We start from the raw sequence: 12,777 nt of genomic DNA on the forward strand, positions 1-12,777 counted from the left end.
CGAGGCTGCAATCGGTCCGAGCGGATCGGCAGCACACAAAATTCATCGTGGACGGTCACACTCTGTATCGATCTGTGTCAATATAGATGCATGTCTAATCAAGAAGTTGACGTTCTGATCGTGGGGTCTGGCCCGGCTGGTTATACCGCAGCGGTGTACGCCGCTCGTGCGGGACTCGCACCCGTGGTTCTTGCCGGATCGATCAGCGCCGGGGGCGCGTTGATGACCACCACCGAAGTCGAGAATTTCCCCGGGTTTGTCGACGGTATTCAGGGACCTGACCTCATGGAATCGATGCGCGCCCAGGCCGAGCGATTCGGTGCCCGCATCATTGTCGATGACGCGGCCAGCCTCGACCTCACCGGTTCACTCAAAACAGCAGTGACCGGTGGGGGAGACACGTACCAGTCTCGTGCCGTCATTCTTGCTATGGGGTCGGCTTACCGGAAGTTGCATCTTGCTGACGAGGAGCGGCTGACGGGCCACGGGGTGTCGTGGTGTGCGACGTGCGATGGGTTCTTTTTCCGAGATCAGGAGATCGTGGTTGTCGGTGGAGGTGACTCAGCGATGGAGGAAGCACTCTTTCTTACTCGCTTCGCGTCGAAGGTCACGATCGTGCACCGGCGCAGCGAGTTCCGCGCATCCAAGATCATGGCGCAGCGAGTCCTCGACCATCCCAAAATCGATGTCGCCTGGAACAGCGAGATCGCGGAACTCACCGGAGAGGAATCGGTGCGAGCAGTCTCACTGCGCGACACGCAAACGGGTGAGCTACGAACAATCGAGGTCACCGGCGTATTCGTCGCAATCGGCCACGACCCGCGTTCGGAGCTCGTAACGGGCACCATTGATACAGACGCCGATGGGTACGTGCAAGTCGCACATCCATCAACCCGCACCAACATCCCAGGGGTGTTCGCTGCAGGCGACCTGGTCGACCACACCTATCGTCAAGCCATAACCGCTGCCGGGACGGGCTGCGCTGCCGCCCAGGACGCCCAACACTTCCTCAGCACTCTCGATCACATGATGGATACCCATCCGCGGTCCGAGGAGGTTTTCGCATGACTCTCGCAACCACCATTACCGTCACCGATGCCCACCCGGAGCCTGTCATCGTCGAAAAAATGGAGGCGCTCCACGCATGAGCACCCGAACGACCCCCACCGCACCATCTGCGACACGCAAGCTGTCAACGCTCGACCGTTGGCTACCGCTCTGGATCGGGCTAGCCATGGTCGCCGGCCTCCTACTGGGACGGTTCATTCCTGGCGTTTCTACGGTGCTCGCGCACCTCGAAGTTGGTGGGATCTCGGTCCCCATCGCTCTGGCGTTGCTGATCATGATGTACCCCGTTCTCGCGAAAGTACGCTACGACAAGGTCGCAGCCGTCGCCGGGGACAGGAAACTCTTGATCTCTTCGCTCGCGCTGAACTGGGTCATCGGGCCGGCCCTGATGTTTGCTCTGGCATGGGTGTTTCTTCCCGATCTCCCCGAATACCGTACCGGGCTGATTATCGTGGGGCTCGCCCGCTGCATCGCGATGGTCGTTATCTGGAATGATCTCGCCTGTGGCGACCGTGAAGCTGCCGCGGTCCTCGTAGCGATCAACTCAATCTTCCAGGTTGTCGCGTTCTCCCTCTTGGGATGGTTCTACCTCACCATCCTCCCGGCGTGGCTGGGGCTTGATTCGCAAGGGCTCGACATCTCGATCGGACAGATCGCACTGAACGTGCTCATATTCCTGGGGGTACCACTGATTGCTGGGTTTGCTTCCCGGTTCATCGGGGAAAAGCGCAAGGCCGCCATTGGTACGAGGAAACGTTCATCCCCAAGATCGGCCCCTGGGCCCTGTACGGATTGCTGTTCACGATCGTGCTGCTGTTCGCTCTCCAAGGCGATCAGGTCATCTCTCGACCGCTAGATGTTGCCCGCATCGCGCTGCCATTGCTGGTCTATTTCGCAGCAATGTGGTTCGTGGGTCTTTTTGCCGGCAAAGCCTTGGGGCTGGGCTACGCCCGATCATCGACGTTGGCGTTCACCGCGGCTGGAAACAACTTCGAACTCGCCATCGCTGTCGCCATCGGCACGTTCGGCGCGACTTCCGGTCAAGCATTGGCCGGCGTTGTCGGGCCACTGATCGAAGTCCCTGTGCTCGTCGGGCTTGTATATGTGTCCTTGTGGGCCGCGAGAGCTTGGTTCAACAGTGACCCGTATACGTCGGAAAGGACGACAGCATGAGCGCCACCCTCACCACGGCCGAAGACTGCGGCCCCATCGCCGCGCACGCGATCGGGCAGGAAGCGGCCTCGACGGTCGCAGCCACACTGAAAGCGCTTGCTGATCCGCTCAGGCTCCGCATGCTGTCCGCGATTGCGGCAGACCCGCGCGGCGAATCGTGCGTATGCGATCTCGCCGAACTCGCCAACGTCTCCCAACCCACCGTGTCCCACCACTTGAAAGTACTCAAAGAGGTTGACGTCCTCACGGCACAGCGGCGCGGTACGTGGGTTTGGTACCGGATCACACCCGGCCGGCAGCAAGCAGTCACGGCGCTACTCGAATCTTTCGCCCCGGTCGCACTGGCAAGGCCGCTGGATACCCAGTCAGCGGACGTGGTGCGCCCGGACTTTGACGCCCGAGTGACCCGACTCGCTGACGAACTCGCCGCAGAAGTACCCGAGCTCGACGCACAGATCGTTCGCTCCATCGTGCGTGAGTCCTACACAGCGCTCGTCAGCACCGCACGAGTGACCACTGCGCTCATCCCACTCACCGAACGGTTCGCCCGCCAACGCATCAGTGACCTCACGAAACATCACGACACATCCGCACCTCAAGTGCTGTTTGTCTGCGTCGCAAACGCCGGTCGTTCCCAGCTCGCCGCAGCGCTCGTGAATCAGATCTCGGACGGACGCGTTATCGCTCGCTCGGCCGGGTCTCAACCGGCCGATGTGATCCACCCTCACGTGCGGTCGCTGATCGCTGACATCGAAGGGGAAAGTGCCGCAGCTGACCGGTTCCCAAAACCCCTCACCGACGATGCGATTCGTGCGGCAGACGTGGTGATCACGATGGGGTGCGGAGATGTATGCCCCATCATCCCGGGCGTCCGTTACGAGGACTGGGCCGTGGGCGATCCCGCTCTCGCATCCGACGCGGGCGTGCAAGCCATCCGGGATGACATTGCCGCCCGAGTTCGCACCCTCGTCGACGACCTCACCCACTAACCAACTATCTGGAGCGACGCATTTATGACTGACACCAATAAGCCCTCCGTACTGTTCGTCTGTGTCCATAACGCTGGTCGGTCCCAGATGGCCGCAGGATTCCTGCGCGACATCGCCGGAGACCGCATCGAGGTTCGATCGGCCGGCTCGATGCCAGCCGATCAAATCAACCCAATGGCCGTCGCCGCGATGGCGGAACTCGGTATCGACATCACTTCTGAGCAGCCCAAAGTACTCACCACAGAAGCGGTACAGGCCTCTGACGTTGTTATCACAATGGGCTGCGGTGACGCCTGCCCGTTCTTCCCCGGGAAACGTTACGAGGACTGGAAGCTTGATGATCCGGCCGGGCAGGATCTTGACTCAGTACGACCCATCCGTGACGAGATCCGTATACGTATCAGTCAGCTTGTGAGTGAATTGGTGTAGCTCACAAACCCTAGAAGCGACCGTTCGTGAGGAGCAGCATAGGTTGTCACGGCGCACCGCAGGATAAGAGGTACCTTCTTCGCGACGCTAGATCGCCGGCTGGGGGGGGGTAAGGCCCGTTGGAGCTCGCGGTACACCGTGGCGCGAGAGATATCGAACAGTTCGGCGAGCTCCGTCTGCGTATGGGTGCCAGCCGCGTGAGTGGCGAGCAGATGGCGGCGCTTTGTAGCCGTGAGCTTGGGCTGCTTCCCGCGGAGCTTCCCGGCAGCTTTCGCGATCGCCATTCCTTCACGAGTGCGGGCTCGAATAAGATCTGCCTCGAATTCCGCGACCATCCCGAGCACATTGAACAGGAGCCGGCCTACCGGGTCGGCGGGGTCATAGATTGATCCACCAAGGCTGAGTGAGACACCCTTGCGAGTGAGTTCGTCGGCGATATCTCGAGCATCGGGTAGCGACCGTGCAAGTCGGTCGAGCTTGGTGACGACGAGCGTATCGCCGGCACGCACCGCGACCAGCGCTTCGCGCAGTCCGGGGCGACTGCGATTCGTGCCGGCCAGGCCATGGTCGACGTGAATGTTCTCCGCGTCGACGCCGAGAGCGATGAGTCCTTCACGCTGCGCGGTGAGGTCTTGCCCGCTAGTCGAAACACGTGCGTACCCAATTTTTAACCCGCTCATGTACTTAGTGTCGCATTTATGGCCCCGTTAGCGGGCATTTAATCGGGCGGGGTATACGAGCACCTAGATCCCCTATGTTTCCGCAGCGAGGTTTCTGCGGAATGAGCGCCCGGTGAGCGACCGGCTTACGGGCGGTACATCAGTGGTTAAGTTATTCGATGACGACTAAATCTCCAGGTGCGTTACGACAGTCGGTGAAGATCGAAATTCGAAGACAGGGTTGTGACGCATAGTTATAAGAATCGCTTCTATACCAAAACTCCCGCCTGCCGACATCTGTCGTTGGAGGGATAGCGAAACACCTCGAATCTCAAAGTTTCGAGAGGAACCTTCGTGGCTAACTCGCACGGCTTATTGGCGCGGTTAGACTCTCGAACTCGTTATTGCCTGGGCACTATTGTCGAAACGAGGCACTACGGCTGTCGTGGCGCACGAAGATTAGGAGCCCGAATGTCGCAGAATGAGTTTCTCCAATATGAGGCATCTGGGATTGCCGCCTTGCTGCGTACCCGCACGCTGTCCGTACCGGCATACCAACGGTCTTACTCATGGATGACTGTTTCGAAGTCTGCGACTGAACGCGACACAAGTATCGACAAGCAGCAGGTGGTCGAGTTCTGGGACGATCTGCACAGTAGCTTCATTAACCAAGTCAGCTACTTCTTGGGCACGGTCGTACTGGCGGGGAACGACCAAGATGGTCTCGGTCGCAAGAGCGTTATTGATGGTCAGCAGCGCCTCGCTACGGCATCTTTGCTCTTGGCTGCTATCCGCAACCGTTACCACTCGGGGGGAGAAACGAACGACGGGAACTCCACGCAACAGGAGTTTCTCGGTAAGTATGACAAACGCGCTCGAGCGGATCTTCCAAAGCTCATCCTCAACTCCGAAGATCGTGATTACTACCAGCGACACATTATTCAAGGCGAAAACGGCGTCGAACCATCGAACTTCAGCCAGCGTCTCCTGAGCGAGGCGTACGACTTTCTGCAGCGCAAAGTAAATGCTTTTGCAGACAGCTACGGACCGGACTGGGCATTGAAACTCGGCGAACTCGAAACTTGGTTGGACGAGAGCGTCCAAGTCGTGGCAATTGTGGTCGCCACTGAAGCCGATGCGTTCATGATTTTCGAAACTCTGAATGATCGGGGAGCCGATCTGACAATCGCCGACCTGCTGAAGAATTTTCTCTTCAGTCAGTCGGGAGCCAGATTGGATGAGGTTCAGGCCGGTTGGCTCGCCACATTGAGCAATCTCGGAATCGACAAGGTCGGAAACCGGCTGTTCACGACATTTGCTCGACACTTGCTCAGCTCTAAGTTCGGCCTAGTGCGAGAACGAGAGGTTTACGGAAAATTGAAGGGGGTCGTTACCGATCCGGATTCGGCAGTAAAGTTCACCCAAGAACTGAAGGACGCTTCGCGACTTTACTACGCGATCATCCGATCAGATAGCGACTATTGGTCCGAGTTTGCCGGATCCGTTGGCAGTGCAGCCGATATCCTGGCGGACCTAAAGGTCGAGCGATACCGGCCTTTGGTTTTAGCCGCGCTCACGACTTTTGATGCGAAAGAGATCGAACGCTTTGTGCCGACACTCGTTTCGTGGTCCATACGAATGCTGTCCTCCGGCAATTTGAGCGGTGGTGTAGCTGAGGCAGCGTTTTGCGACGCAGCAGTCGAAATCCGGCGAGGCCGGGTCACAACAACAGAAGACATTTTGACGAAGACAAAGGTGGGAGCGCTCGTTCCCTCCGATGCTGTATTTCAGGCCGGATTCGCGGCCTGGCGGACGACGCCTAAATTGTCTAGGTACCTGCTTCGCTCGCTTGAACTCACTGAAAGAGGTGACACGGAACCCGAACTCATCGTGAATGACGACGTAGATCTTGTAAACCTCGAGCATGTGCTCCCTAAGAACGCTAAAGACGCCGATTGGCCGTCCTTCTCACTCGAGGACCGTCGGAGTTTTGTTGATCGGGTTGGAAATCATGTCCTGCTGAAGAAGGGTGTGAATGACCGGATCGGGAATAAGGGTTGGCCAGTGAAGAAATCCGTCTTGACGTCGTCGGTGCTCCACCTCACCAGTCAAGCTGGGGCCGAATCCGATTGGACGTCCTCCGTCATAGAGACACGGCAGCAAAAGCTAGCTGTACTCGCGGTGGCGACGTGGCCCAAATTGCCTCGTTAGGCCGATCTGCGTCTCGTGACCTCGTTGTTTCAAGACACTTACAATGCGAAACGCAGCAATTCCAGAACCCCGGCCAAAAGCACTAAACCCCACGATTTCCGAGGGAGCGGGGAGAGCGCCCGCTGAGGGATCGGCTTACGGGCAAGTTTGGCGTGGCGCTACTCCGCCGAGAGCGCAGCATCGAGCGCGTTGGGTAGGTCCTCTGGGCCTGTGAGCTCGATCGTTTCCCCGTCGAGGAAGAAGGTCGGGGTGCCTGTCACACCGAGGGCTTCACCTGCGTCGAAGTCTTTTTGGACTCGAGCCTTCGTATCAGGGGCCGCAACCGCATTATCAAACCGTTCCATATCGAGGCCGATCTGCTCGGCGTACCCTCGGAATCGTTCGGCCTCGGACTCACGGCCTTCCCCCCATTGCTTCTGTGTTTTGAACATGAGATGGAACATATCCTCGTACTTGCCTTGCTCGGCTGCAGCTTCAACCGCGATGGCGGCGTTCATGGAGTTGAAGTGACCATTGAGGGGGAAGTACCGGACGACGTAGTTAATTCGGCCGTCGTACTTCTCACGCATTTGCTCAATGTATGGGTAGAGAGCACCGCAGGCCTCGCCCTCGAAATCCAGGAACTCGACGACGGTGGGCGCATCCGGTCCCGCTGAGTCCAAATAGTGGGAGTCTTCGGCGAGCGTTCGAGCCGCTTTGTCGCCGGTCGGCAACGCAACGGGTTCGGGGCGACTGAGTATGGTCCAAAAAATTGCGATGGCTGCAACAAGCAACACTGCTGGCACGGAGATGATCGCAGCTTTGGTCGACGTACTGAGCGGTCCCCAAAAAGATGGGCGAATCGATTTCTCCAAGATTTCTCCGATGAACACAAGCGGGGGAATGGGACGAGGCGTGGGAGGCCAGAGGGTGTCCCAATCGCAATGCAGCGCCAGAGGGAACCGAATTCTTTTCGGAGACACGGCTTCAGCTAACTAACCTCGCGGCTGCAACAAGCAATCTACTTGCAGTCCGGCCACGGTCGCAGGATCAGCTGACCCTATAGGCCGGAAGGACCGTAGCTCTTGTACGGTCGCCGCGGGGGAGAGTGGGGCGACTAGAAATGGCCGCCCCACCCTATCGTCTATAGAGACGCGAGAATCTCTTCCATCTTCTGAATCTCACCTGTTTGGTCGTCGATGATTTTCTGCCCTAACGCAACGGCATCCGGGTTGGATCCATTGTCAACTTCATCCTGAGCCATATCGATCGCGCCACGGTGATGCTCGATCATCTGCTCAAGGAATAGTCGTGAGGCTTCCGCGCCCGTCGCCTCGTCGAGGGCCTGCATGTCCGTCTCGGACATCATGCCGGCACCATGATCCATGCTTCCCATTTCCGAGGTGTCGGCACCCCAATCTTCAAGCCAGCTTTCCAGCTGTTGGATTTCTGGTGCCTGGGCATCTTTTATCTCGCCTGCGAGCGAGACGACCCGCTCATCAATACCATCTTTGCTGAGTATGGTGTCGGACATTTCGATCGCCTGGCTGTGGTGTTCGATCATCATGCTGGCAAACATGGTGTCTGCTTCGTTTGCTTCCGTGGTTGCGGTTTCTGAGCTACTGGTGCTCCCGTGGTCCATCTCGGTCATGTCACTACTTGTGTCGGTGTTTCCGGCACAGCCAGCGAGGGCGAGCATGGCAGTAAGTGTGATCGCGGCGGTCGCCGCGGTACGAGTTTTCATGAATGGATTCTCCAATTCGCTGAGGATGCTCAATACGAGTGAGCAGAAGAGGGAAATGCCAGCGCTAATGCCGGCTCATCGCTATTCAAGTTCGACTGATTCCGAGCGCCTCCAACGAAGGCGGCGGAAGGGGTCGGATGTGGGCTTTCCATCGCGAGACGCGCGCGCTATTTCCTTCTCGGGACACACTGGTGCGCCAGCTCAAACGGCTTCCAATGAAGAGTGCGACAGTGAGGAGGAGCGCGAGAGCACATTCCATCCAAGTAACGCTGCCAGTGCAATTCATACATCCGTGTGAAGGAGTACCTGCAGGGTCACTGTCCGACGCCGCTTCATCGGCACCAGGGTGGGCGAACCCGACAATGTTCTGCGTTTCCACAGTGGCACTGTGCCGAGCAGGCACGAGGTGCGAATTAAAAGAGTGCATCGCGAGAAGTCCCGCGATCACTCCGACCGTGATGGCGACCATTTTGAAGAGTGCACGAACTCGCGAACGCGAATCACGTACAGGTCCCATCGTGACGACCACAGTCATGTGCACCTCCATCCATTCCAGCGTACGTACTGCTAGCTCGCGAGTTGCTTTCTGGCAACTGCTTCTGGGCGGAGGTCCAGACGGCGCAGTAGTTGGGCGTTCAGGGCCACAACAATCGTGGAAAGTGACATGAGGATGGCGCCTATCGACATCGGAAGCACGAACCCGATAGGGGCGAGGATGCCAGCAGCGAGTGGAACAGAAATGAGGTTGTATCCGGCCGCCCACCACAGGTTTTGTTTCATTTTGCGATAGCTTGCACGCGACAACTCGATGACTGACACCACTGACCGGGGGTCATCGCTTGCGAGAATCACTCCGGCTGATGCAATCGCTACATCGGTGCCAGCACCGATAGCGATTCCGACGTCGGCTTGGGCGAGAGCTGGTGCATCATTTACGCCATCTCCGACCATGGCAACTTTGCGTCCTTCGTTTTGCAGTTCTTTCACTTTGGAGGCTTTGTCTTCGGGCCGTACGCCTGCGAAGTAACGATCAATACCGATATCCGTTGATACAGTCGCGGCGACGGCTTCGGCGTCGCCAGTGATCATCACGACGTCAACGCCGCGATCTCTCAGAGCGGTGACGGCGGCAAGAGACTCGGGCCGAATTTGATCGGCAAGCCGCAGAGCGCCGGCCACTTCTCCCTCGATGAGAACATGCAGGATGATCGCCCCTTCTTTTCGCCACAGTTCAGCAATGGGAAGTTCCTCTACATGTTCCTGCTGCAACAGGTAGGGGCCGCCGACCTGCACGATGCGACCATCGACTCGAGCTCGGACGCCGACAGCCGGCGAAGACTCAAAGTCAGTGGCGTTCGGGATTGCGAGCTCTTTTACCTTCGCTGCGTTCACGATTGCGCGAGCGAGAGGGTGCTCAGAATCGTTTTCTGCTGCCGCCGCGAGGACCAGCAGTGCATCTGAGTCGAGCTGCCCCGTCGGGTGGACAGCCGTTACAGCAGGCGCGCCCTCGGTAAGGGTTCCCGTCTTATCAAACAGCACCGTATCGATCGTCCGCATGCTTTCCAGGGCGAGCCTGTCTTTCACGAGGACGCCTCCTCGTGCAGCTCGCTCAGTGGCAATGGAGACCACCAAAGGAATCGCGAGGCCAAGGGCGTGAGGGCATGCGATCACCAAGACAGTGATCGTGCGAATCACCGCAGCATCAGGTAAACCAACCACGGTCCACACGAGTGCGGTAATTGCTGCTGCGATGAGAGCGAACCAGAACAACCATGCAGAGGCGCGGTCGGCTAGTCGCTGCGCCCGAGACGACGAGTTTTGCGCTTCAGAAACAAGTTTCTGGATACCGGCAAGCGCGGTGTCTTGTCCTACCGCCGTAATTTCAACACGAATGCCTGAATCGGTTGCAACGGTGCCGGCAACGACCTGGTCCCCGACGCTGCGACGAACTGGGTGAGATTCGCCAGTGATCATCGACTCGTTCATGCTGGCGGAACCTTGAATGACTCGCCCATCGGCAGGTACACGCCCTCCCGGGCGGACCACGACGACATCGCCAACTTCGAGATCCTCGGGAGCGATGGTGATGGTGCTCTGCCCTTCGACCTTCTCCGCTTCGTCAGGAAGAAGCGCGGCCAGCGAATCGAGCGCAGAAGTGGTCTGAGCGAGAGATCGCATCTCAATCCAGTGGCCTAGAAGCATGATGACGATCAGTAGCGCCAGCTCCCACCAGAAGTCCAGCTCGTGGTGCAGTATTCCGAGGCTTGCACCCCAGGAAGCGAGGAAAGCGACAGTGATTGCCAGAGCGATGAGGAGCATCATCCCCGGTTTGCGGGCGCGAAGCTCGCTGACAGCGCCCGTGAGGAATGGGGCGCCGCCCCATACATACATGACGGTACCAAGGAGAGGGGATACCCAGCTCACCCACTGAGTCTCCGGCAGCGAATAGCCCAGAAGCATTGAGAACATCGTGGAAAATCCCACGACGGGCACCGCGAGGATGAGCATGAGCCAGAACAGTTTCCGAAACCCTGCGACGTGATCTCCGTGACCCGCGTGGCCTCCGTGATCCGAATGTCCGTGCTCGGAGTGACCGGCTGCAGGAGCCTGATCCCGGTGGCTAACATGCTCGTGCGTCATGTGGCCAGGGGTATTCCCTGACGTGGAAGCGTCACTTGGAAGAGCGCCGTGGTCTGCTGGTTCGCTTTGTTCAGGGTCGAGCTGACTCATTGAAGTCTCCTTCGAACATGCACCTTTTCGGTGACAAATCACGCGTCGAACGCTTCAGGCGTTCTCATTGTCGGAATACCCGACTGCTAGATCAAGCGGGTTTTCAACGGAATATCCAATGTTCTCGATAGCCCCTTGAATCGCGGCAGCGTCGACCGGGGCCGTGGCTTGGAGAGTGACCCGCGAAATACCGCCGGCGTTGAGCTCGACAGAAACGCTCTCGACATTGCTGATACCCGTGAGTTCTTCGGTCACGCTTGCAACGCAGTGGGAACAAGTCATGCCGGATACGAGAATCTTGTTGGTCACTTCGGCCGTCGTTGCACGAGTGGTATCGGAGGTGACCGGCGTCGCACAACAAGCGGAGCCCGAAATGATGGCCACCTGCGGGGCATCGAAACTGTCAATCATAATGTTCTCCTCCGAGTCGAGCGGGTTGGGTTAGGAACGGACCAATCGTGCGATTGCGTCCTGAGCTTCACGGATCTTGTCGGCAGCTACTTGGCCGCCTTCTGCGCTTGCCTCAGCAACGCAGTGGCTGAGGTGGTCGCCGAGGAGCGATAGGGCGACGGTTTCAAGCGCTTTCGTCGCGGCTGAGACTTGCGTCAGAATGTCGATGCAGTATTTGTCGTCGTCAACCATCCGCGCGATTCCGCGTACCTGGCCTTCGACGCGACGCAATCGCTTCTGCAAGTCATCCTTGTTCTGTTCGTAGCCGTTCACATGATGCACTATACCCCCAGGGGGTATAAAATTCAATAGGCGATGCTGGACGCCCATGCCGCCGACCGCTTGTGAGCCTCCCGCTTTGCTTAGCCACCGGAATGCTCGTGCTCGCCCGGAGGTCACGTCCATGCCTCGCAAACGGCTACGAGACTACGGTCGCCCTGGATCCAATGTGGTCCTCTCGGGGCTTGAACCAGAGCGTCGTTGCAAGAGGGCCTTTATCTCACTTTTCGTTCGCTTGGATGTACGGGAGCGGATCGATGGGTTCGCCGTTCAATCGCAGGGCAAGGTGCAAATGAGGTCCGAAGGACATGCCGGTGTTTCCGACTCGACCGGCTTCATCACCTATCTTGACCGTGTCGCCGACCTGATAGGAGTGCGAGTTGGCTTCCATGTGGCAGTACCGGCTCGTGAGGTCTTGCCCATTGATGTTGTGCTGCAGCTTGAGGCCGAATCCGCAACCGTCAGTTGCAAACCCAGCCTCCAAGACGACACCACTCGCGATCGCCCGAATTGATGTGCCTCCTGGCGCTCCAATGTCCTGGGCGTCGTGGAATTGCGCGACGGGCTCGGTGCGATAGCCGAAACTATCGGTATTTGGCCACTGCTCATCGAAGGGGTATCGCACGGATGAGTCAGAGAGCGAACTCGCGTCGACCAGCCCTTTCTCGGCGGTTACGTTCGGCGGCAGGGGGATGGTCTTGATGGAGACTGCTTGCAAGGCATCCGCTACGGGTCCAGCGTCTTCTTCACTGAACAATTTCTGTGGTTGTATCGATGCCTGGGTGGTGAGGGGCTCGGCGGCTGAGCTGTTCAATGGGAAGAGGGTGGCAGTGAGCAGTGCTCCCACACAAACAAATGATGAGGCCGCAGAGACGATACGTTTCCAGGAGCGTTTCGTCGGTAACCCCGAATGAGAGGTTTCATCGGCATCGGTCGAAAGACCGGTGAATGAGGTGTCTTTGGTGCTGATATTCCAGGCAGGGAGCGGTGTCATGTAGGACTCTCCTGAGGGTCCTGGTCTGGTGCGACCGCGCTGCCTGCCAGACGCTCGGGGAGGTGACGTGAT

11 protein-coding genes and 2 pseudogenes are annotated in these 12,777 nt (G+C 58.3%); 5 read left to right on the forward strand and 8 right to left on the reverse strand.

Annotation, left to right across the window (positions count from 1 at the left end):
* Positions 1-90 precede the first annotated feature (90 nt).
* The 4 genes and pseudogenes from trxB to BLT44_RS04375 all read left to right on the forward strand — a co-directional run bounded on the left by trxB (position 91) and on the right by BLT44_RS04375 (position 3,659).
* Positions 91-1,068 carry a thioredoxin-disulfide reductase gene (gene trxB, locus BLT44_RS04360; protein WP_029608093.1) on the forward strand — a complete coding sequence of 326 codons (978 nt, stop codon included), beginning with the start codon at positions 91-93 and terminating at the stop codon, positions 1,066-1,068.
* Between the two features lie 76 nt (positions 1,069-1,144).
* Positions 1,145-2,241, forward strand: a pseudogene (gene arsB / locus BLT44_RS04365) (ACR3 family arsenite efflux transporter).
* The gene (locus BLT44_RS04370; protein WP_010155310.1) at positions 2,238-3,230 is read left to right on the forward strand and encodes a metalloregulator ArsR/SmtB family transcription factor; all 993 of its coding nucleotides are present in this window, start codon (positions 2,238-2,240) and stop codon (positions 3,228-3,230) included. The pseudogene arsB and the gene BLT44_RS04370 overlap by 4 nt, the downstream one beginning before the upstream one ends.
* A 24-nt stretch (positions 3,231-3,254) precedes the next feature.
* Positions 3,255-3,659, forward strand: a complete 405-nt coding sequence (locus tag BLT44_RS04375; protein ID WP_010155309.1) for an arsenate reductase ArsC — start codon at positions 3,255-3,257, stop codon at positions 3,657-3,659.
* Between the two features lie 116 nt (positions 3,660-3,775).
* On the opposite strand, the pseudogene BLT44_RS04380 reads toward BLT44_RS04375, so the two are convergent.
* Positions 3,776-4,339 (reverse strand): annotated as a pseudogene (locus BLT44_RS04380) (recombinase family protein); the annotation flags it as partial.
* 450 nt (positions 4,340-4,789) lie between these two features.
* Between BLT44_RS04380 and BLT44_RS04385 the strand changes: the two are divergent.
* On the forward strand, positions 4,790-6,529 hold the full coding sequence (locus tag BLT44_RS04385) for a DUF262 domain-containing protein (RefSeq protein ID WP_074689962.1): 1,740 nt from the start codon (positions 4,790-4,792) through the stop codon (positions 6,527-6,529).
* 158 nt (positions 6,530-6,687) lie between these two features.
* Here the strand turns inward: BLT44_RS04385 and BLT44_RS04390 are convergent, their stop codons facing one another.
* The 7 genes from BLT44_RS04390 to BLT44_RS04415 all read right to left on the reverse strand — a co-directional run bounded on the left by BLT44_RS04390 (position 6,688) and on the right by BLT44_RS04415 (position 12,705).
* The gene (locus BLT44_RS04390) at positions 6,688-7,383 is read right to left on the reverse strand and encodes a DsbA family protein (protein WP_050803087.1); all 696 of its coding nucleotides are present in this window, start codon (positions 7,381-7,383) and stop codon (positions 6,688-6,690) included.
* Positions 7,384-7,652: 269 nt separating this feature from the next.
* Positions 7,653-8,252 (reverse strand): DUF305 domain-containing protein, encoded by a 600-nt coding sequence (locus tag BLT44_RS04395; RefSeq protein WP_029608090.1) that lies wholly within the window; start codon positions 8,250-8,252, stop codon positions 7,653-7,655.
* Positions 8,253-8,337: 85 nt separating this feature from the next.
* A complete protein-coding gene (locus BLT44_RS16145) occupies positions 8,338-8,799 on the reverse strand; it encodes a DUF6153 family protein (protein ID WP_363746162.1) in 462 nt (153 codons plus the stop codon).
* Between the two features lie 20 nt (positions 8,800-8,819).
* The gene (locus tag BLT44_RS04400) at positions 8,820-10,982 is read right to left on the reverse strand and encodes a heavy metal translocating P-type ATPase (protein WP_414531128.1); all 2,163 of its coding nucleotides are present in this window, start codon (positions 10,980-10,982) and stop codon (positions 8,820-8,822) included.
* Positions 10,983-11,036: 54 nt separating this feature from the next.
* A complete protein-coding gene (locus BLT44_RS04405) occupies positions 11,037-11,393 on the reverse strand; it encodes a heavy-metal-associated domain-containing protein (RefSeq protein ID WP_081473297.1) in 357 nt (118 codons plus the stop codon).
* A 30-nt stretch (positions 11,394-11,423) separates the two neighbouring features.
* On the reverse strand, positions 11,424-11,705 hold the full coding sequence (locus tag BLT44_RS04410; protein ID WP_010155301.1) for a metal-sensitive transcriptional regulator: 282 nt from the start codon (positions 11,703-11,705) through the stop codon (positions 11,424-11,426).
* A gap of 226 nt (positions 11,706-11,931) precedes the next feature.
* Complete coding sequence (locus BLT44_RS04415; protein ID WP_081473296.1) at positions 11,932-12,705, reverse strand: M23 family metallopeptidase; 774 nt, start codon at positions 12,703-12,705, stop codon at positions 11,932-11,934.
* Between the last annotated feature and the right edge of the window lie 72 nt (positions 12,706-12,777).

It is taken from the genome of Leucobacter chromiiresistens, assembly GCF_900102345.1.
Taxonomy (GTDB): Bacteria; Actinomycetota; Actinomycetes; order Actinomycetales; family Microbacteriaceae; genus Leucobacter; species Leucobacter chromiiresistens.

Bases quoted from the DNA above. Each gene is read 5' to 3' on its own strand.
- trxB (WP_029608093.1), top strand. From the start codon at position 91: ATGTCTAATCAAGAAGTTGACGTTCTGATCGTGGGGTCTGGCCCGGCT.
- BLT44_RS04370 (WP_010155310.1), top strand. From the start codon at position 2,238: ATGAGCGCCACCCTCACCACGGCCGAAGACTGCGGCCCCATCGCCGCG.
- BLT44_RS04375 (WP_010155309.1), top strand. From the start codon at position 3,255: ATGACTGACACCAATAAGCCCTCCGTACTGTTCGTCTGTGTCCATAAC.
- BLT44_RS04385 (WP_074689962.1), top strand. From the start codon at position 4,790: ATGTCGCAGAATGAGTTTCTCCAATATGAGGCATCTGGGATTGCCGCC.
- BLT44_RS04395 (WP_029608090.1), bottom strand. From the start codon at position 8,252: ATGAAAACTCGTACCGCGGCGACCGCCGCGATCACACTTACTGCCATG.
- BLT44_RS16145 (WP_363746162.1), bottom strand. From the start codon at position 8,799: ATGGAGGTGCACATGACTGTGGTCGTCACGATGGGACCTGTACGTGAT.
- BLT44_RS04400 (WP_414531128.1), bottom strand. From the start codon at position 10,982: ATGAGTCAGCTCGACCCTGAACAAAGCGAACCAGCAGACCACGGCGCT.
- BLT44_RS04405 (WP_081473297.1), bottom strand. From the start codon at position 11,393: ATGATTGACAGTTTCGATGCCCCGCAGGTGGCCATCATTTCGGGCTCC.
- BLT44_RS04415 (WP_081473296.1), bottom strand. From the start codon at position 12,705: ATGACACCGCTCCCTGCCTGGAATATCAGCACCAAAGACACCTCATTC.